Origin of the sequence: Micromonospora sp. WMMD882, assembly GCF_027497255.1 — a bacterium.
Classification (GTDB): Bacteria; Actinomycetota; Actinomycetes; order Mycobacteriales; family Micromonosporaceae; genus Micromonospora.
Window position 1 is genome coordinate 6,181,831 of sequence record NZ_CP114903.1, and the last position, 17,619, is coordinate 6,199,449.

Consider the following 17,619-nt stretch of genomic DNA (forward strand, 5'->3'; position numbering starts at 1 on the left):
GGCGCCCCGTCCCCGTTCGCCCGACCGTCCCTCTCCGGACGGTCCCTCGTCCGTCGCAGGAGGCACGTATGCCCGCGAAGCGTAATCCGAAGAAGAAGCCCCGTACCCCGTCGCCGAAGCCGACCCTGGCGGAGCTGACGCCGCCCGACCTGGACGCGCTCACGGTGGCCCCGGAGCAGCCGGGGGCCGGGTCGACCCCGCCGCCGGCGCCGAAGGCCGGTCCGCCGCCCCGGCGCGGCGCGGGCTTCGCCGGTCGCGGTCGACCCGCCGCGTCGGGCCGCCAGTACGTCTTCCGCCGGAGCTGACCGTCACGGGCTGGCCGGTCACGGGGCTGGCCGACGCTCGCTACCCACCCAAACCCGCCCAATCCGGCCGACCGGCGTGATCGACTGGCCCGTGATCGACTTCGTTTCCAGGATAAGGGGCACTCCTCGTTCGAGGATGCGCCCGTATCACGGAAACGGAGTCGATCACGGGCGGCGCGGGGGCGGGGGCAGTGGATCAAGGGCGGGCGCCGGGGCGGGGGTCAGCCGATCAGGGGGCGGAAGACGCCGAGGGCGACGCTCACCGCCAGGGTCGACCCGGCCAGCACGAACGCCCCGGCGACCAGCAGCCCGTCCGCCAGGGTGAAACGCTGCCGGCGGGCCACCGTGCGCGGGGTGCCCGCGTCGAAGCCCCGGGCGTCCATCGCCACCGCCAGCCGGGTGCCGCGCCGGATCGCCCCGACCAGCAGCCCGAATCCGGTGGAGACGAAGAGCCGCAGCCGGGCCACCGGGTTGCGGCCGGCGTCCACGCCCCGGGCCCGCCGGGCCATGCTGATCATCTGCCACTCCTGGCCGAGCAGCGGCACCAGCCGGAACGCGGCCAGCGCGCCGATCGCGAACCGGGGCGGGGCCTTGGCGTTCTGGATCAGCGCGTCGGCCAGGTCCGTCGGGTCGGTGGTGGCGAACACGATCACCCCGGGCAGCGCCACCGCGAGCAGCCGCAGCACCAGGCCGAGCGCGGTGACCAGCACCCCCGAGGTGACCAGCACCGGACCGGCCTCGACCAGCACCCGGCCGTCCCGGTCGGCGGCGAACAGCACCAGGGAGACCAGGATGCCGACCGCGCCGAGCAGCAGCGGCCAGGCCCGTCGGGCGAGCACCCGGTACCGGACGCCGAACAGCGGCAGCACCGCCAACTCGATGGCCAGGGCGATGGCCGGGGCGACCGGGTCGAGCGTGGCGACCAGGGTGAACGAGAACAGCAGCGCGGCGGCGAGCTTCGCCACCGGGCTGCGGCGGGCCAGCGGCGCGGTCGGGTCGGCGACCGGCTCCAGCGTGATCACGATGGGCCGTCCTCGGGCCGGCCCGGCCCGGTCCGCCCGTTCTGAGGGGGCCGGGCCAGGATGAGCCGCCGGTCGGCGAGGGCGTCGACGAAGTCCGCGTCGTGGGTGACGGTCACGATGCCGTGCCCGGCGTCCCGCAGGTCGGCGAGGAGGTCCACCAGCTCCGCCCAGGTGCGCCGGTCCTGACCGAAGGTCGGCTCGTCGCAGACCAGCAGCCGGGGCGCGGTGGCCAGGGCGGTCGCCACGCTCAGCCGCCGCGCCTCGCCGCCCGAGAGGGTGTACGGGTTGGCGCGGGCCAGTCGGTCCAGTCGCAGCCGGTTCAGCAGCTCGTCGACGGTCGCCCGGACGGCGGGCTCGGGTTGGCCGACGCGGCGCGGGCCCAGCGCCAGCTCGTCGAAGACCGTGCCGGTGACGAACTGGTGCTCCGGGTCCTGGAAGACCGACCCGATCCGCCGGGCCAGGGCCGGGGCCCGCCACCGGTACGGGGCGACCCGGTGGTCGCCGTCGGCCAGCGCCGGGCTGGCGGTCAGCCGACCGGTCCCCGGCCGGAGCAGGCCGCCGAGGAGCAGGGCGAGGGTGGACTTGCCGGCCCCGTTGGGACCGACCACGGCGAGCGCCTCGCCGGCGCGTACCGTCAGGTCGGTGGCGGCCAGCCGGGGCGGCAGGCCGAGGTGTTCGGCGGCGAGCAGCGGCTCCCCGGGCGGCCGGGTCGCCCGGCGGGGCGACACGGGACGGCCCGGCACCCAGACCCCCTCGGCGGCGAGCGCCGCGCCGTGTTCGGCGAAGACCCGCCCGGGTGGCCCGTCGGCCCGTACGCCGCCGCCGGCGGCCAACACGATCACCCGGTCGACCAGCGGCAACGCCTCGGCCACCCGATGCTCCACCAGGATCAGCGTGGTGTCGGCGGTCACCGCGTCGGCGACCGCCCGCCGGACCAGGGCCGCCCCGTCCGGGTCCAGGTTCGCCGTCGGCTCGTCCAACAGGAGCAGCCCGGGACGCAACGCCAGCGCCCCGGCCAGGGCGAGCCGCTGCTGCTCCCCGCCGGAGAGCGCGGCGGTGGGCCGGTCCCGGTGGTACGGGAAGCCGACCCGGGCCAGCGCCTCGTCCACCCGGGGCCAGATCTGCTCCTCGGGCACGCCCCGGTTCTCCAGCCCGAAGGCCACGTCGTCGCCGCTGCGGGCCATGACGAGCTGGCTCTCCGGGTCCTGGAAGACCATGCCGATCCGGTCGCGGACGGCCCGTGGGTCACGCCCGTCGACGCGGATGCGCCCCTCCTGCTCGCCGGAGTCCTCGGGCAGCAGCCCGGCCAGGGCGGCGAGCAGGGTGCTCTTGCCGGCGCCCGAGGGCCCGAGCAGCAGCACCCGTTCCCCGCGCGTCACGGACAGCTCCACCCCGCGTACCGCCCACGCCCGACGCCCTCCGTGCCGCCACCCGAACCCCTCGACCACCACCCCACCCACGCCGTCTCCTTCCTTCCCGTCCCACTCTCCCCACCCCCGCCCTCGTCCGCGCCGTTGATCAGGAGCTTTCTCGCGTACCGGAAGCTCCTGATCGACCCGGCGGGGCAGCCTTGGCGGGGGTGGGGGTGGGGGTCAGACGGGGGTGTTGTGGTGGTGGGCGACGGGGAAGCGGTCCAGGGCGCCGGTGCGGGCCAGCGCGCCGGTCAGGGCGTAGCCGCCGGCGCCGGCGACGACCGTGGCGCTGACGATGGTCAGCAGCGCGTACGGGATGCGGTAGGCGGTCAGGTCGTACTCGGCGTTCCAGACGAAGAAGTCGAAAAGGGCCGCGCTGAGGCCGGTCGCCGCGCCGGCGAGCAGCGCGGTCGGCAGCCGGAACGAGCGGTACCGGAAGGCGGCGAACGCCAGCTCCGCGCCGAGGCCCTGCACGATGCCCTGCGGGATCACCGTGCCCGCCCACTGACTGCCCAGCAGCGCCGACAGCACCGCCGCCACGGTCTCGCAGTACAGGGCCGCGCCCGGCTTGCGGATCACCAGGCCGCCGACGACGGCCGGCATCAGCCACACGCCGTAGATCAGGGTCTGCGCCGGCGGGAAGAAGGCGAACGCGCCCTCGGTCGCGCTCCAGACCAGGCCCCAGGCCCAGAAGATGACGCCGAAGGCGACCGCGATCACCGAGGCGACGACGATGTCGATGGTCCGCCAGCGCGGGTTGTCGGGTTGGCTCATGATTCCTGCTCCCAGTCCATGGACGAACCAGGCAAGACGCACGCCGCGTCCGGCGGACCGGACGACGGCGCGGCTGGAGGTCGACCGAACTCCCTGCGCTGGCATTACCCAGATCAGGTTCGAGGGTCTGCGGGGCGTGGTGCCCGCACTCTCAGCGCTGTGCGCTCCCCTGTCGGAGGTGAAGTTGTCTCGGCAGACGCTAACACCGATGACGGGCGGAACCCAGGGGAAGAGGGGCGGGCGGGGCCGTCACCCGCGTCACGTTCCGGGTTATCGTGGGCTGCCCTCCGCGTACCGGCAGCGACGGACCGGTCGCGGCCCGTCGAGCGCTCCGGTGGCACGAGCGGTGGGCGTGGCGGGTGTCGTGTCGGAGGGAGGGGCGGCCGTGACGGGTGCCGAGCGGGCCACCGGGGGACCGGACGGTCCAGCCGCCGGATCCGTGCGGGCGTCCCCGCCCCCGTCGGGCGGCTCGCTGGAGGTGGCCGCGCCGACCTCGACCGGGCCGGTGGACGTGGCCGCGCCGGAGGCGGCGTCGGACGTACCGGGTGGCGGGTCGTCGGCGGACGGGCCGCGCCGGGGGCTCGGCGACCGGGTCGGCGCGGCGCTCGGCGACCGGGTGGGCTCGGTGGAGGTGCTGGCCGCGCTGCTGGTGCTGCTGGTGGTCTTCCGGGAGCCGGTGGCCGCCGCGGTCTCCGCGCCCCGGTTGCAGACCTGGACGACGGTGTTCGTCTCGGTGCTGGTCCAGGCGGTGCCGTTCCTGGTCTTCGGGGTGCTGCTCTCGGCGGTGATCGCGGTCTTCGTGCCCCGGTCGTTCTGGGCGCGGGCGCTGCCCCGGCACCCCGCCCTCGCGGTGCCGGTGGCCAGCGCCGCCGGGGTGGTCCTGCCCGGCTGCGAGTGCGGCTCGGTGCCGATCGCCGGCTCGCTGATCCGTCGGGGGGTGACCCCGGCCGCCGCGTTGGCGTTCCTGCTCGCCGCCCCGGCGATCAACCCGATCGTGCTCACCGCCACCGCGGTCGCCTTCCCGAACGACCCGGAGATGGTGCTGGCGCGCGGACTGGCCAGCCTGGTCGTGGCCATGATCATGGGGTGGCTCTGGCTGCGGATCGGGCGGGCCGACTGGATCCGGCTGCCGCGCCGCCCCGACCTGGCCGGGCTGGGCCGGGGCGCGGCGTTCTGGTCGGCGGTCCGGCACGACGTGGTGCACGCCGGGGGTTTCCTGGTGCTCGGCGCGATGGCCGCCGCCAGCATCAACGTGCTGGTGCCGGAGCGCTGGTTGCAGACCCTGGCCGACCGGCCGGTGCTGTCCGTGCTGGCGCTGGCCGTCCTCGCCGTGCTGCTCTCCATCTGCTCGGAGGCGGACGCCTTCGTCGCCGCCTCGCTGTCGCAGTTCTCGCTCACCGCCCGGCTGGTGTTCCTGGTGGTCGGGCCGATGGTCGACCTGAAGCTGGTGTCGATGCAGGCCGGCGTGTTCGGGCGGCGCTTCGCGTTCCGGTTCGCCCCGGCGACGTTCGTGGTGGCCGTCCTGGTGGCCGCCGGCGTGGGGGCGGTGGTGCTGCGATGAACCGGCAGGCCCAGGCGGTCGTCCTGCTGCTGCTGGGCGGGGCGGTGCTGCGGGCCAGCCTCACCGACCTGCACCTGCGCTACGTCAAGCCGGGGCTGCAACCCTTCCTGGTCGCCGCCGGGCTGCTGCTGCTCGCCGCCGCGGCGATGACCCTCTGGTACGAGCTGCGCCCCGACGTCGACCCCGACCCCGACCCCGACCCCGACGACGGCCACGGCCATGACGACGGCCACGGCCATGACCAGGGCCACGGCCACGGGCATGACCACCAGGGGCACGAGCCCCGGGTCGGTTGGCTGCTCGTCCTGCCCGTGGTCGGCCTGCTACTGGTCACCCCGCCCGCCCTCGGGTCGTACGCGGCGGGACAGGCCGGCACCGTGCTGCCCAGCCGGCAGGTGTCCGACTACCCCCCGCTGCCCGCCGGCGACCCGGTCCGGACGACAGTGCTCGACTACGCCTCCCGGGCGCTGTTCGACAGGGGACGGTCCATCGGGGACAGACGCGTTCAGCTCACCGGTTTCGTCACCACCGGCCCGGACGGGCAACCCCTGCTGGCCCGCATGATCCTCTCGTGCTGCGCGGCGGACGGCCGCCCGGTCAAGCTCGGGCTCGTCGGCGACGTGCCCTCCGGGCTGCCCGACGACACCTGGGTCGAGGTGACCGGCCGCTACACCGAGCGGGTCGGCCGGGATCCGGTCAACGACGCGGAGGTGCCGTACCTGGCGGTGGAGTCGTGGCGGCAGGTGCCGACCCCGAGACAGCAGTACGAGTAGGTACGGGCGGGCGATGCCGGCGGTAGGCTGGCGATCATGCGGATCGACGCGCGGGGGCTGACGTTCGAAGTGCACGCCGGCGGCCCGGAGGACGGCGATCCCGTCCTGCTGCTGCACGGTTTCCCGCAGCACAGCGGGGAGTGGGTCGACCTGCTGCCGGCGTTGCACGCGGCCAACCTGCGCACCTACGGGCTGGACCAGCGGGGCTACTCGCCCGGCGCCCGACCGGCCGACGTCGGGGCGTACCGGATGACGGAGTGCGTGGCCGACGCGGTGGCCGTGCTCGACGCCCTGGGCGTCGGATCGGCGCACGTGGTCGGCCACGACTGGGGCGCGGTGGTCGCCTGGACGCTCGCCGCCCGGCATCCGGAGCGGGTGCGCAGCCTGGTCGCCGTCTCCGTGCCGCATCCGGCGGCCATGGCGCACGCCCTGGCCACCGACCCGCAGCAGAAGGCCCGATCGGCGTACATGGCGCTGTTCCGCAAGGAGGGCAAGGCGGAGAAGGTGCTGCTGGCCTGGCAGGCCGCCGCCCTGCGCAAGCTGCTCGGCGGGGTGGGTGACCGGGACCGGGTCGCCACGTACGTGCAGCCGATGCGCGAGCCGGGCGCGTTGACCGCCGCGCTGAACTGGTACCGCGCCATGTCCGGCCGGGACATGGCCGGCACGGGGCCGGTGGCGACGCCGACCACGTTCGTGTGGAGCGACCGGGACATCGCGATCGGCCGCGCCGCGGCCGAGGCGTGCGCGGCCCACGTGACCGGCGAGTTCCGGTTCGTCGAGTTGTCCGGGGTGAGCCACTGGATCCCGGACGAGGCGCCCGGCGCGCTGGCCGAGGCGGTGCTGGCCCAGGTGGACGCGGTCTCCTGACCGGTGTGGACCGGGGCGTCCGCGCTGTCGGCCCGGCCTTCGACCAGCCCGTTCCGCCAGCGGGACCCGGGCGGCGGCCAGGATGCCGCGGCGATCGACGGACATTCACCGTCCCCACGGCACGCGAACGCGTTTCACGGTTGCCGGCGCGGGGCAAACGCTGTGCTGCCCGGCGGAGGGAGCACGCCGCCGGTCCGATCGCAGGCGGAGGTGGCGTTTGTCCAGGGAGACCGAGAAGCAGCGTTGGCAGCGGAACTTCGCCGACCTGTTGCAGGAGCTACGGGTCGCCCAGACCGGTGTGCAGATCCTCTTCGCGTTCCTGCTCACCCTGCCGTTCAGCGCCGGCTTCGGCGAGACCACCGAGTTCCAGCGGGACATCTACGTGGTGGCGCTGTTGGCCGCCGCCGGGGCCACCGCGATGATCATTTCACCGGTGGCGTTCCACCGGGCGCTGTTCCGGCAGGGCCGCAAGCCGGAGCTCGTCCGGTTCGCCCACCGGATGGCCAGTGGCGGTCTGGGGCTCATGCTGGTGTCGATGGTCAGCGCGGTGCTGCTGATCACCGACTTCATCCTGGACCGACCGATCGCCTTCCTGCTCAGCGGGATCGCCGGCCTGTGGTTCCTCACCTTCTGGGTGTTCCTGCCGTTCTCCCGACGCAACTGGGGTGAGGACGACGACGAGGACGAGGAGCCGCCGATCATCCCCGGGAGCTGAGATCCCGGCCGCCGGTCGCCCGGCGGGCAGAAGGCTCGACGGCGACTCACAACTGGCGCACCGGTCGACCCTACCGACCCGGTCGTAGCCCCAGTTCCCGCAGCTCCAGGGCGGCCAGCGCGTCGACCGTGGCGGGGTCGCCGCGCCGCCAGGCGGCGGCGACGTCGGGGTCGATCCGGGTGAGTTTGCCCATCGGCTGCCCGACCAGCGCCCGCAGGGCGAGCAGGTCCCGGCCGGCGGGCGCGGACCGCAGGGCCGCCGCCGCGCCGGCCCGCCGCATCCAGCGCAGCCGCAGCGGCAACCAGCCGACCAGCACGATGCCGAGCGGGAACACCAGCACCGCCACGGCCAGCGCCAGGGCGAGCTGGTCGACCAGCTCCTGCTGGTCCCGGCCGGCCCCGGCCAACGACCGGGCGGCGTCGGCGGCCCGCTCGAACGGCGTGGTCAGCTCGTCACCGACCAACGGCACCCGGCCGACCTTGTCGCTGGCGTCGGCGAGGTTGTCGGCCAGGCCGCCGCCGGCGGACTCCAGCTTCTGTCCGGGTACGGCCAGTTTCTGCACCAGGTCGTGCAGCCAGAGCGCGCCGCGGACCGCGAGCCACACCCAGGCGACGACGAGCAGGTCGGTGAGGATTTGACGGGCGGCGGTCGGAAAACGGTCGGCGTAGATTTTCACGCCGGACAGCGTGCCACGCCGGCAACCCCGACGCAGCCCGCCGTCGGACGGACGCAGACCCCGGTCAGTGGTCGGCGCAGGACGGGCAGGTGCCGAAGATCTCCAGGGTGTGGCTGACGTCGGAGAACCCGTGCTGGGCGGCCACCCGGTCGGCCCAGGTCTCCACCGCCGGCCCGGCCACCTCGACCGTACGGCCGCAGGAGCGGCAGACCAGGTGGTGGTGGTGCCCCTCGCTGCACCGCCGGTACAGGTGCTCGCCGCCCGGCGGGCGCATCACGTCGATCTCGCCCGCGTCGGCCAGCCCCTGGAGGGTCCGGTAGACGGTGGTCAGGCCGACCCGCTCGCCCCGGTCCCGGAGCATGGCGTGCAGGTCCTGGGCGCTGTGGAAGCCCTCCACCTCGGCCAGCAGGGCGCTCACCGCCGTACGCTGCCGGGTGTTGCGGACGGCCGTGCCGGTCTCGCTCACGCCGTCGCCTCCCCGGTCCCGGCCCGCCCGCCGCCGGCCTTCCCGCCTGTGGCGCTACCGCCACGGGCCCCGCCGCCGCTGGCCTGTCGGTCGACCCCGGACCGGATGAACCGGTCACGACCTCTGCTCATGTTCCCTCCCCGGCGTGGCTGACCGCGTCCGCCACGATGTGCGCGACGTGCTCGTCGACCAGGGCGTAGGCGATCTCCCGGCCCCGCCGGGAGCCCCGCACCACACCGGCGCCCCGCAGCACCCGCAGGTGCTGGGAGACCAGTGGCTGCGGCGCGCCGAGCTTCTCCACCAGCTCGTGGACACAGCGTTCACCCTGGGCGAGCTCGCTGACGATGGCCAGCCGGATCGGCGCGGACAGGGCGCGCAGCAGATCGCCCGCGCCCTCGTACACGTCGTAGCCGTTGCCGCTGGTCACTCTGCAACGGTAACCAATCCCGGCGACGCCGCGCGGTCCGGATCAGCGCAGCACCACCTCGTGCGGCTCGGGTTGGGCCGGGGGGTGCGCGGCGTGCCGGCGGCGCACGGCCCGCCACCCCGCGGCGGCGACCGCCACGATCAGGAAGGAGGCTATCGCGAACACCACCACGGACGCCCCCGGGGCGGTGTCGGCGACCGCCGCGACCCACACCCCGGCCCCGGCGGCGAGCAGACCGATCGCCATCGCCGCCGCCATCGTGCTGCGGAACCCCCTGGTGACCTGCTGCGCGGTGGCCACCGGCACCACCATCAGCGCGCTGATCAGCAGGACCCCGACCGCCCGCATGGCGATGGTGACGGTCACCGCCGTGGTCACCGCCAGCAGCAGGTTCAGCGTACGGACCGGCAGGCCGGAGACCCGGGCGTACTCCTCGTCGTGGCAGACGGCGAACAGCGCCGGGCGGAGCACGAGCATGGTGACCAGGATCGCGCCGCCCAGCACCGCGATGGTGACCAGATCGGCACGGGAGGTGGTGGTCAGCGCCCCGAACAGGTACGCGTTGAGGTTGGCGTTGCTGGCGTCGGAGAGCCCCACCAGCATCACGCCGCCGGCGATCCCGCCGTAGAAGAGCAGCGCCAGGGCCAGGTCACCGGAGGTGCGACCACGCTCCCGGACCAGCTCGATGACCACCGCGCCGAGCCCGGCGGCGACCACCGCGGTGAGCACCGGCGAGGTCTGGAACAGCAGGCCGGCACCGACGCCGGTCAGCGCCACGTGCCCGATCCCGTCGCCGATCAGCGCCAGCCGGCGCTGCACCAGGTAGATGCCGAGCGCCGGCGCGGCCAGACCGATGATCAGCGCGCCGACCAGGGCGCGCAGCATGAAGTCGTACTGGAAGAGGCTCACCTGGCGCTCCACAGCCCGGCGGGCTCCTCGGGGCCGTGCGGGTGCACGTGGTCGTGGTCGGGGTCGGCGTGGTGGCCGGCGGGCTCGGGCACCACGCCGTCGTGCGCGATCCCGCCGTGGTGGACGACCACCGCGCGGGTGACCAGCGGGCGCAGCGGCCCCAGCTCGTGGGCGACCAGCAGCACCGTGCCGCCGCCGCTGACGAACCCGCCCAGCGCCCCGGCGAACGCCTCCTGGCTGGCCGCGTCCACCCCGGCGGTGGGCTCGTCGAGCACCAGCAGCTCGGGTCGCCCGGCCAGCGCCCGGGCGATCAGGGTGCGCTGCTGCTGCCCGCCGGAGAGGGTGGCGACCGGGTCGCGGGCCCGGTCGGTCAGCCCGACCGCCGCCAGCGCCTCGGCCACCGAGGCCCGGTCGGCGCGACCGGCCGGGCGCAGCACGCCCCGCCGGGCCAGCCGCCCGGACGCGACCACCTCGGCCACGGTGGCCGGCACGCCACTGCCCGCGCCGAGCCGCTGCGGGACGTACCCGATGCGGTGCCACTGCCGGAACCGGCGCTGCGGGACGCCGAAGAGGGTGACCTGGCCGGAGCGCAGCGGCACCAGGCCGAGCGTCGCGCGGATCAGGGTGGACTTGCCGGAGCCGTTGGCCCCGAGCACGGCGACGACCTCGCCGGCGACGACGTCCAGTGAGACGTCACGCAGCACGGGACGGCCGTCGTAACCGGCCACCCCGTGCGCGATGCTGATGACGGGCGCGCTCACGAACAGCTCAACGCCGTCCGTAGGCTTTCCAGGTTGCTGCGCATCACCGAAAAATAGTCCCCTCCCGCGTTCTCCGCCGACAGGCCCTCGATCGGGTCGAGCACCGCGGTCTTCGCGCCGACCTCCCGGGCGATGGTCTCGGCGACCTTGGGACTGACCAGCGTCTCGAAGAAGATCGTGGTGGCCCGGTGCTCCCGGGCCTCCTCGGCGACCTCGGCGAGCCGCTGCGGGGACGGCTCGTTCTCCGGGGCCAGTCCGGAGATGCCGATCTGGTCGAGCTGGTAACGCTCGCTCAGGTAGCCGAACGCGGTGTGGCTGACCACGATCTCCCGACGCTGGCAGGTCTTCAGGCCGGCGGCGTACTCGGTGTCGAGTTTCTCCAGCTCGGCGCGCAGCGTCCCGGCCCGCGCGGTGTAGTCGGCCGCGTGGTCCGGGTCGGCCGCGCCGAGCCGTTCGGCGAGCCGGTCGGCGATGGTGGCCAGCCGGGTCGGGTCGAGCCAGACGTGCGGGTCCTTGCCGCCGCCCTCCTCCTCGGCGTGCTGCTCCTCGTCCGCGTGCTCCTCCTCGCCCTCGTGCCCTTCCTCGCCCTCGTGTCCGTGGTCGTGTCCGCCGGCCGCGGCGTCGAGCAGCGGCTGCACGGTCGCCACGTCGAACGTCCGGTCGCCGCCGTTCTGCGCGACCGCCTCGTCCACCGCCGGCTGGAAACCCTTCAGGTAGACGATCAGCTCGGCTTCGCTGACCTGGCCGACCTGCCCCGGGTTCAGCTCCAGGTCGTGCGGCTCCGCGCCGGGCTTCGCCAGGTTGGTCACCGCGACGGCGTCCCCGCCGACCCGCTCGGCGACGAACTGCAACGGGTAGAAGGCGGCCACCACGTCGACCCGCTGCGGGTCGGCGCCGGCCACGTCGTCGGACGAGCAGGCGGTGACGCCGCCCAGCGCGAGCAGGGCGGTGGCGGTGGCGGCCAGGAGACGCGGAGCGGAGCTGTTGTTCATGGTCCCCACCCTCCGCCCCAACGACAATCATTGTCAAAAACGCATGCTTGCATGCGACCAGCCACCAGGCTGGGGCGGCGGCCCGGCTGGGGCGGCGGGTCGGCTCAGAGCAGCTTCACCAGGGCCACGGTGACCAGCAGGGTGAGCATGAGCAGCCGGATCACCCGGGTCGCCGGCGTCTGCACCGGCCAGGTCAGCCGCAGCAACGCCACCAGGCCGACGGCGAGCGCCAACAACAGCGCCCCGCCGACCACGCCCGGGACGAGCAGACCCACCAGCACCAGCCCCAGCGTGGCCAGAAACACGGTGGTCGGGTTCACCCGGGCCAGCCGGACCGCCAGAGGACGCTGCGTACGCTGCATCCCACAGACTCTACGAGGAGGCGCCCGGTGCTCGTCACCAACCGGTTCGTGGTCGACGGGGACGTCGCCACCACCTTCGTCGAACGGGCGCACGCCGCCCTCGCCGCGCTCGCCGCCCGCCCCGGCTACCGGCGCGGGGAACTCGTCCGGGCGCTCGACGACCCGCGCCACTGGTGCCTGGTGACCGAATGGGAGTCGGTGGGGGCGTACCGGCGGGCGCTGGGCGGCTTCGACGTCAAGGTCGCCGCCGTGCCGTTGCTCGCCGAGTCGCTGGACGAGCCGTCGGCGTACGAGACGCTGGCCAGCGCCGCGCCCGGCGGCGAGGTGACGGTCTCCGACAGTGATCGGGCCGCTGCCCCGTACCGGTGATCGGTCGGGCACTACCCTGGCCGGTATGACCGCACCCGGACCGGCAGCCCCACCGCCGTACCCCGCGCCGCCCGGCGGGAACGGGACGGAGCCGCACGGCGTACCCGCACCACCCGCCGGCCCCGGGGTGGCCCCGCCGTTCGCGGCCCCGCCCACCGAGGGCCGGGGCGTCCGGATGTGGCTCGGTCTCGGCGCGGGCGCGCTCGCCGTGCTGCTCTGCTGCGGCGGCGGCACGGCCGCGCTGATCGGGCTGGCGGTCGCCGGCACCGAGGCCATCGACGAGCAGGGCCGTGCCGTGACCGGCGACTACTACCGCGCGCTCACCGACGACAAGTACGGCGAGGCGTACGACCTGCTCTGCCGGAGCCTCAAGGAGCGGGAGTCCCGGCCGGAGTTCGAGCGCCGGGTGACCGCCGAGCCGGAGATCACCTCGTACCGGGTCGGGACGGTGGACCTCAACGAGCTCACCGTCCCGGTGGAGGTGGTCCTCGACGGCGGCGGCCGGGAGACCCAGCAGGTCACCCTGAGCCAGAACGGCAGCACCGGGCAGTTGGAGATCTGCGGGGTGAGCTGACCCGCCGGGTCGCCCGCCCCGCGCCGTGGGCGCCCAGGTCACCGGGAGTATTCTGCTGGCCCCGGGGCGGTGGTGCTCGTACCGTTGTCCCGGACATGTCCGGACCGCCACCTGTCCCCGCCGGCCGCCAGCCGGCGTAGGAGGAAACATGCCCGCCGACCGTATCGACGCCGTCGTCAGCCTCGCCAAGCGCCGGGGCTTCGTCTTTCCCTCCAGCGAGATCTACGGGGGCACCCGGTCGGCGTGGGACTACGGCCCGCTCGGCGTGGAGCTGAAGGAGAACGTCCGCCGGCAGTGGTGGAAGACGATGGTCCAGCAGCGTGACGACGTGGTCGGTCTCGACTCGGCGGTGATCCTGGCCCGTGACGTGTGGGCGGCCTCCGGCCACCTGGACGCCTTCGTCGACCCGCTGACCGAGTGCCAGTCCTGCCACAAGCGGTTCCGCTCCGACCACCTCGAAGAGGCGTACGAGGCGAAGCACGGCAGGCCGCCCGCCTCGCTGACCGAGCTGAACTGCCCCAACTGCGGCAACAAGGGCACCTTCACCGAGCCGCGGATGTTCAACGGCCTGATGAAGACCTACCTCGGCCCGGTGGAGAGCGAGGAGGGCCTGCACTACCTGCGCCCGGAGACCGCCCAGGGCATCTTCGTCAACTACAACAACGTGGCGACCTCGGCCCGCAAGAAGCCGCCGTTCGGCATCGCGCAGACCGGCAAGTCGTTCCGCAACGAGATCACCCCGGGCAACTTCATCTTCCGTACCCGGGAGTTCGAGCAGATGGAGATGGAGTTCTTCGTCGAGCCGGGCACCGACGAGACCTGGCACGAGTACTGGCTCGCCGAGCGCTGGAACTGGTACCGCGACCTCGGCATCGCCGAGGAGAACATGCGCTTCTACGAGCACCCGAGGGAGAAGCTCTCGCACTACTCGAAGCGGACCGTGGACATCGAGTACCGGTTCCGTTTCGGCGGCACGGAGTTCTCCGAGCTGGAGGGCGTGGCGAACCGTACCGACTTCGACCTCACCACGCACGCGAAGCACTCCGGCGTCGACCTGTCCTACTTCGACCAGGACAAGGGCGAGCGCTGGGTGCCGTACGTGATCGAGCCGGCCGCCGGCCTGACCCGCGCGGTGCTCGCCTTCCTGCTGGAGGCGTACGACGAGGACGAGGCGCCGAACACCAAGGGCGGCGTGGACAAGCGCACCGTGCTGCGGTTCGACCCCCGGCTGGCCCCGGTGAAGGTGGCCGTGTTGCCGCTGTCCCGCAACGAGGCGCTCTCCCCGAAGGCCAAGGGGCTCGCCGCCGACCTGCGCAGGCGCTGGGTGGTCGAGTTCGACGACTCGCAGGCGATCGGCCGCCGCTACCGCCGGCAGGACGAGATCGGCACCCCGTTCTGCGTCACCGTCGACTTCGACACCCTGACCGACGACGCGGTGACCGTCCGGGACCGGGACACCATGACCCAGGAGCGGGTCGCCCTCGACCAGGTCGAGCGGTACCTCATCGAGCGTCTTCCCGGCTGCTGAGCCGCCGGGCCCGGCCCGGGGACCCGCGCCCCGGGCCGGACTGCTGGCGTGAGCCGGTCCACGCCCGGCCCGGCTCACGCCACCAGCAGGCGCAGGCCGAGCTCTGCCGCGTCGAGGTCGACGAGGTCGCGGTGGCGTTCGGCCCACCGGCCGGAGGCGAGGTCGGCGCGGAGGCGGCCCACCGCCCGCTGCTCGGCGTCCGGCCCGACCCGGCCCCAGACCGACGTCCCGCGCCGCACGCGTTCGTCCAGGTACGCCTCGGGCCGACGCCAGTAGGCCTCGAAGAAGCCGTCCACGCAGTCCCACGGGACGGGCACCGGCTCCACCCGGGCGCCGATCGCGCCGGCCAGCTCGGTCAGCGACGGGCGGCCGACCACCAGACGCCTGACTTCGGGAAGGTAGTCGCGGGTGAGCCAGAACCGGTGGAGCCAGCCCGCGTCACCGGTCTCGTGCGTGAACACCACCACCCGCCTCGCGACCCGCCGCAGCTCGCGTAGCCCGGCGGTCGGGTCCGGCCAGTGGTGGACGGTGGCGAAAGCCATCGCCGCGTCGAAGGACCCGTCCGCGAACGGAAGGCTCTGCGCGGTGGCGGCCACGCACCGCGCCGCGCCCGCGGGGCGCTGCGCCCGCATCAGCGCCGACGGCTCCACCGCTGTGACGTCGCGGTCGGTGGGCTCGTAGGAGCCGGTGCCGGCCCCGACGTTCAGCACCGTCCGCGCGTCACCCAGCGCGGCCCACACCTGGGCGGCGATCCGCGGCTCGGTGCGCCGCGTCACCGGGTAGCTGACGCCGATCGTGTCGTACAACTGCCCGCCGGACATGTCGCCGCCTTCCTGACCGTCACCGGCCCGCCGCGGGCGGGCCCGGCCCGTCGACCGGATGATATCGGCCCGATGTATCGAGACGATATGTCGTGACGGTACTTGTCGGCGCGTCGCGGGACAAGCGCCCCGGACGGGCCGGCGTCAGGGCTCCCTACACTTGTCGGGTGACCGCCGTGACCGCTCCCGCCCCGCGCCCGTTGACCCTCGGGCGGCACGAGGTGTGGCCGCCGGTGGTGCTCGCCCCGATGGCCGGCATCACCAACGTCGGGTTCCGTCAGCTCTGCCGCGAGCAGGGCGGCGGCATCTACGTCTGCGAGATGATCACCACGACGGCGCTTGTCGAGCGGAACCCGAAGACGCTGCGCATGATCGCCTTCGGGGCCGGGGAACGGCCGCGCAGCCTCCAGCTCTACGGCACCGACCCGGAGACCACCGCCAGGGCGGTGCGGATCGTGGTGGAGAAGGATCTCGCCGACCACATCGACCTGAACTTCGGCTGCCCGGTGCCGAAGGTCACCCGGCGCGGCGGCGGGTCGGCCCTGCCGTGGCGGCGGCGGCTCTTCGCCCGGCTGGTGCGGGCCGCGGTGGACGCCGCGTCGCCCGCCGGGGTGCCGGTCACCGTCAAGATGCGCAAGGGCATCGACGACGACCATCTGACGTACGTCGAGGCGGGACTGGCCGCCCAGGACGCCGGGGTCGCCTGGGTGGCCCTGCACGGGCGGACGGCCGCGCAGCGGTACTCGGGGTCCGCCGACTGGGACGCCATCGCCACCCTCAAGCAGACGCTCGACGTCCCGGTGCTCGGCAACGGCGACATCTGGGAGGCCGAGGACGCGCTGCGGATGGTCGCGCACACCGGCGTCGACGGGGTGGTGGTCGGCCGGGGTTGCCTCGGTCGGCCGTGGCTCTTCGCCGACCTGCACGCCGCCTTCGACGGCCGGTCGCAGCGGCGGCTGCCCACCCTCGGGGAGGTCGCGGTCACCATGCGTCGGCACGCCGAGCTGCTGGTCGACCAGTTCACCGCCGGCGCCCGCACCCCGGCCCGGGGCGAGCGGGACGGCTGCACCGACTTCCGCAAGCACGTCGCCTGGTACCTGAAGGGCTTCCCGGTGGGCGGGGAGCTGCGTCGCGCCCTCGCCATGATCGACAGCCTGGCCCAGCTCGACGACCTGCTCGGCAAGCTCGACCCGACCGAGCCCTTCCCGCTCAGCGCGCTCGGCCAGCCGCGCGGGCGGACCAACTCGCCGGGCAAGGTGTTCCTGCCCGACGGCTGGCTGGCCAGCCGGGACGACGACGTCGTACCCGAGGGCGCCGAGCTGGACGACTCCGGCGGCTGACCCGCCCCGCCATGCCCGGCCCGACGCGCCGGCGGGGCGTGCTCGGGCCCGACGCGCCGGTGGCGCGGGGTTACTCCCGGTGGCGGGCCGTCCTCGGCCCGACGGCGTGCGGCGCCGGGGACGGCGCGGCGCGCAGGCCCGGGTCCTGCCGCAGGATCGCCTGGGCCAACTCCGCCAGACCGTCCCCCGGATCGAGGCCGAACTCGTCAACCAGGAGCCGCCGGACGTCGTGGTACGTGGTCAGCGCCTCGCCCGTACGGCCGTCCCGGTGCAGGGCGAGCATCAGGTGCGCCACGCCGCGTTCGCGTAGCGGCTGGTCGGCGACGAGCGCGCGGGCGGCGGCGACGCTGCCGCTGACGTCACCGAGCGCGAGCCGCGCCTCGACCCGGGTCTCGGCCGCGACCAGCCGCAGCTCGGTGAGGCGGGCGATCTCGGCCTGGGCGAACGGGGCGTCGCCCACGTCCAGCAGGGCCGGCCCGCGCCACAGCCCGAGCGCCTCCTCGACGCGTCGGTGCCCGACGCGGGGATCACCGCCGGCCAGCGCCGCCCGTCCCGCCGCGAGGAGCCGCTCGAAGCGGCGCGCGTCGATCAGGTCCGGGTCGGCGGTGAGCCGGTAACCGGCCCGGTGCCGGCACAGCGTGCCCGCGCCGAGCACCCGGCGCAGCCGGGACACGTACGTCTGGAGCGCGTTCACCGCGCTCCGTGGCGGCTCGTCACCCCACACCGCGTCGACCAGGCTCTCCACCGGGACGACCCGGCCCGCCTCCAGCAGCAGCGCGGCGAGCGCCCGTCGCGGCTTGGGTCCACCCACCGCGAGACTCCGACCGCCCTCGGTGACCTCGGTCGACCCCAGGATCCGGTACTCCACTGCTCCCCCTCACGGTCCTGTCGGCCGTCCCTGCCGCCCGCGCGCCCCCGTGGCCGGCTGTTGTCCGGGACGCGGCGACCCGGTCGGATGGTTGCCA

General features: G+C 74.5%; 20 protein-coding genes, 1 pseudogene and 1 riboswitch. Of the genes and pseudogenes, 9 read left to right on the top strand and 12 right to left on the bottom strand.

Features of this window, described 5'->3' with window-relative positions; translation table 11 throughout:
• The first annotated feature begins 68 nt into the window (after window positions 1-68).
• Window positions 69-305, top strand: coding sequence for a hypothetical protein (locus O7606_RS26775; protein WP_281596759.1), 237 nt, complete (start codon window positions 69-71; stop codon window positions 303-305).
• Between the two features lie 221 nt (window positions 306-526).
• Here the strand turns inward: O7606_RS26775 and O7606_RS26780 are convergent, their stop codons facing one another.
• The 3 genes from O7606_RS26780 to O7606_RS26790 all read right to left on the bottom strand — a co-directional run bounded on the left by O7606_RS26780 (window position 527) and on the right by O7606_RS26790 (window position 3,513).
• Window positions 527-1,327, bottom strand: a complete 801-nt coding sequence (locus O7606_RS26780) for an energy-coupling factor transporter transmembrane component T (protein ID WP_281596760.1) — start codon at window positions 1,325-1,327, stop codon at window positions 527-529.
• Window positions 1,324-2,787 (bottom strand): ABC transporter ATP-binding protein, encoded by a 1,464-nt coding sequence (locus O7606_RS26785; protein ID WP_281596761.1) that lies wholly within the window; start codon window positions 2,785-2,787, stop codon window positions 1,324-1,326. The genes O7606_RS26780 and O7606_RS26785 overlap by 4 nt, the downstream gene beginning before the upstream one ends.
• 132 nt (window positions 2,788-2,919) lie before the next feature.
• Window positions 2,920-3,513: an ECF transporter S component gene (locus O7606_RS26790; protein ID WP_281596762.1), complete on the bottom strand. Its 594-nt coding sequence runs from the start codon at window positions 3,511-3,513 to the stop codon at window positions 2,920-2,922.
• A gap of 72 nt (window positions 3,514-3,585) precedes the next feature.
• Window positions 3,586-3,694, bottom strand: a riboswitch (TPP riboswitch).
• A 435-nt stretch (window positions 3,695-4,129) separates the two neighbouring features.
• Here O7606_RS26790 and O7606_RS26795 point away from each other — a divergent pair.
• The 4 genes from O7606_RS26795 (at window position 4,130) to O7606_RS26810 (ending at window position 7,429) form a co-directional block, all read left to right on the top strand.
• Complete coding sequence (locus O7606_RS26795; protein ID WP_281599900.1) at window positions 4,130-5,074, top strand: permease; 945 nt, start codon at window positions 4,130-4,132, stop codon at window positions 5,072-5,074.
• Window positions 5,071-5,847 (top strand): TIGR03943 family protein, encoded by a 777-nt coding sequence (locus O7606_RS26800; protein ID WP_281596763.1) that lies wholly within the window; start codon window positions 5,071-5,073, stop codon window positions 5,845-5,847. The genes O7606_RS26795 and O7606_RS26800 overlap by 4 nt, the downstream gene beginning before the upstream one ends.
• A gap of 36 nt (window positions 5,848-5,883) precedes the next feature.
• The gene (locus tag O7606_RS26805) at window positions 5,884-6,714 is read left to right on the top strand and encodes an alpha/beta hydrolase (protein ID WP_281596765.1); all 831 of its coding nucleotides are present in this window, start codon (window positions 5,884-5,886) and stop codon (window positions 6,712-6,714) included.
• Window positions 6,715-6,931: 217 nt separating this feature from the next.
• The gene (locus O7606_RS26810) at window positions 6,932-7,429 is read left to right on the top strand and encodes a DUF6328 family protein (protein WP_281596766.1); all 498 of its coding nucleotides are present in this window, start codon (window positions 6,932-6,934) and stop codon (window positions 7,427-7,429) included.
• A gap of 70 nt (window positions 7,430-7,499) precedes the next feature.
• Here the strand turns inward: O7606_RS26810 and O7606_RS26815 are convergent, their stop codons facing one another.
• The 7 genes from O7606_RS26815 to O7606_RS26845 all read right to left on the bottom strand — a co-directional run bounded on the left by O7606_RS26815 (window position 7,500) and on the right by O7606_RS26845 (window position 12,022).
• Entirely contained in the window at window positions 7,500-8,105 is a 606-nt protein-coding gene (locus O7606_RS26815) for a hypothetical protein (RefSeq protein WP_281596767.1), read from the bottom strand.
• Window positions 8,106-8,169: 64 nt separating this feature from the next.
• Window positions 8,170-8,571, bottom strand: a complete 402-nt coding sequence (locus tag O7606_RS26820) for a Fur family transcriptional regulator (RefSeq protein WP_281596768.1) — start codon at window positions 8,569-8,571, stop codon at window positions 8,170-8,172.
• Window positions 8,572-8,698: 127 nt separating this feature from the next.
• Window positions 8,699-8,998, bottom strand: a complete 300-nt coding sequence (locus O7606_RS26825) for a metalloregulator ArsR/SmtB family transcription factor (RefSeq protein ID WP_281596769.1) — start codon at window positions 8,996-8,998, stop codon at window positions 8,699-8,701.
• 42 nt (window positions 8,999-9,040) lie between these two features.
• On the bottom strand, window positions 9,041-9,907 hold the full coding sequence (locus O7606_RS26830) for a metal ABC transporter permease (RefSeq protein ID WP_281599901.1): 867 nt from the start codon (window positions 9,905-9,907) through the stop codon (window positions 9,041-9,043).
• Window positions 9,904-10,668 carry an ABC transporter ATP-binding protein gene (locus O7606_RS26835; protein WP_281596770.1) on the bottom strand — a complete coding sequence of 255 codons (765 nt, stop codon included), beginning with the start codon at window positions 10,666-10,668 and terminating at the stop codon, window positions 9,904-9,906. The genes O7606_RS26830 and O7606_RS26835 overlap by 4 nt, the downstream gene beginning before the upstream one ends.
• The gene (locus O7606_RS26840; RefSeq protein WP_281596771.1) at window positions 10,665-11,660 is read right to left on the bottom strand and encodes a metal ABC transporter substrate-binding protein; all 996 of its coding nucleotides are present in this window, start codon (window positions 11,658-11,660) and stop codon (window positions 10,665-10,667) included. The genes O7606_RS26835 and O7606_RS26840 overlap by 4 nt, the downstream gene beginning before the upstream one ends.
• A gap of 104 nt (window positions 11,661-11,764) precedes the next feature.
• Entirely contained in the window at window positions 11,765-12,022 is a 258-nt protein-coding gene (locus tag O7606_RS26845; protein ID WP_281596773.1) for a DUF6703 family protein, read from the bottom strand.
• 27 nt (window positions 12,023-12,049) lie between these two features.
• Here O7606_RS26845 and O7606_RS26850 point away from each other — a divergent pair, with 27 nt between their 5' ends.
• The 3 genes from O7606_RS26850 (at window position 12,050) to O7606_RS26860 (ending at window position 14,493) form a co-directional block, all read left to right on the top strand.
• A complete protein-coding gene (locus O7606_RS26850; RefSeq protein ID WP_281596774.1) occupies window positions 12,050-12,391 on the top strand; it encodes an antibiotic biosynthesis monooxygenase family protein in 342 nt (113 codons plus the stop codon).
• Between the two features lie 25 nt (window positions 12,392-12,416).
• The gene (locus O7606_RS26855) at window positions 12,417-12,965 is read left to right on the top strand and encodes a hypothetical protein (protein ID WP_281596775.1); all 549 of its coding nucleotides are present in this window, start codon (window positions 12,417-12,419) and stop codon (window positions 12,963-12,965) included.
• Between the two features lie 148 nt (window positions 12,966-13,113).
• Entirely contained in the window at window positions 13,114-14,493 is a 1,380-nt protein-coding gene (locus O7606_RS26860) for a glycine--tRNA ligase (RefSeq protein WP_281596776.1), read from the top strand.
• 74 nt (window positions 14,494-14,567) lie between these two features.
• Here O7606_RS26860 and O7606_RS26865 read toward each other — a convergent pair.
• Window positions 14,568-15,302: pseudogene (locus O7606_RS26865) on the bottom strand (class I SAM-dependent methyltransferase); the annotation flags it as partial.
• 188 nt (window positions 15,303-15,490) lie between these two features.
• Between O7606_RS26865 and dusB the strand changes: the two are divergent.
• A complete protein-coding gene (gene dusB, locus O7606_RS26870; protein WP_281599902.1) occupies window positions 15,491-16,654 on the top strand; it encodes a tRNA dihydrouridine synthase DusB in 1,164 nt (387 codons plus the stop codon).
• 70 nt (window positions 16,655-16,724) lie between these two features.
• On the opposite strand, the gene O7606_RS26875 is transcribed toward dusB, so the two are convergent.
• Entirely contained in the window at window positions 16,725-17,522 is a 798-nt protein-coding gene (locus O7606_RS26875; protein ID WP_281596777.1) for an AfsR/SARP family transcriptional regulator, read from the bottom strand.
• Window positions 17,523-17,619: the final 97 nt, after the last annotated feature.

What these genes read in the sequence shown, in the direction of transcription:
- O7606_RS26800 (WP_281596763.1), top strand. Translation starts at nt 5,071, where the DNA reads ATGAACCGGCAGGCCCAGGCGGTCGTCCTGCTGCTGCTGGGCGGGGCG.
- O7606_RS26855 (WP_281596775.1), top strand. Translation starts at nt 12,417, where the DNA reads ATGACCGCACCCGGACCGGCAGCCCCACCGCCGTACCCCGCGCCGCCC.
- O7606_RS26845 (WP_281596773.1), bottom strand. Translation starts at nt 12,022, where the DNA reads ATGCAGCGTACGCAGCGTCCTCTGGCGGTCCGGCTGGCCCGGGTGAAC.
- O7606_RS26840 (WP_281596771.1), bottom strand. Translation starts at nt 11,660, where the DNA reads ATGAACAACAGCTCCGCTCCGCGTCTCCTGGCCGCCACCGCCACCGCC.
- O7606_RS26790 (WP_281596762.1), bottom strand. Translation starts at nt 3,513, where the DNA reads ATGAGCCAACCCGACAACCCGCGCTGGCGGACCATCGACATCGTCGTC.
- O7606_RS26775 (WP_281596759.1), top strand. Translation starts at nt 69, where the DNA reads ATGCCCGCGAAGCGTAATCCGAAGAAGAAGCCCCGTACCCCGTCGCCG.
- O7606_RS26860 (WP_281596776.1), top strand. Translation starts at nt 13,114, where the DNA reads ATGCCCGCCGACCGTATCGACGCCGTCGTCAGCCTCGCCAAGCGCCGG.
- O7606_RS26805 (WP_281596765.1), top strand. Translation starts at nt 5,884, where the DNA reads ATGCGGATCGACGCGCGGGGGCTGACGTTCGAAGTGCACGCCGGCGGC.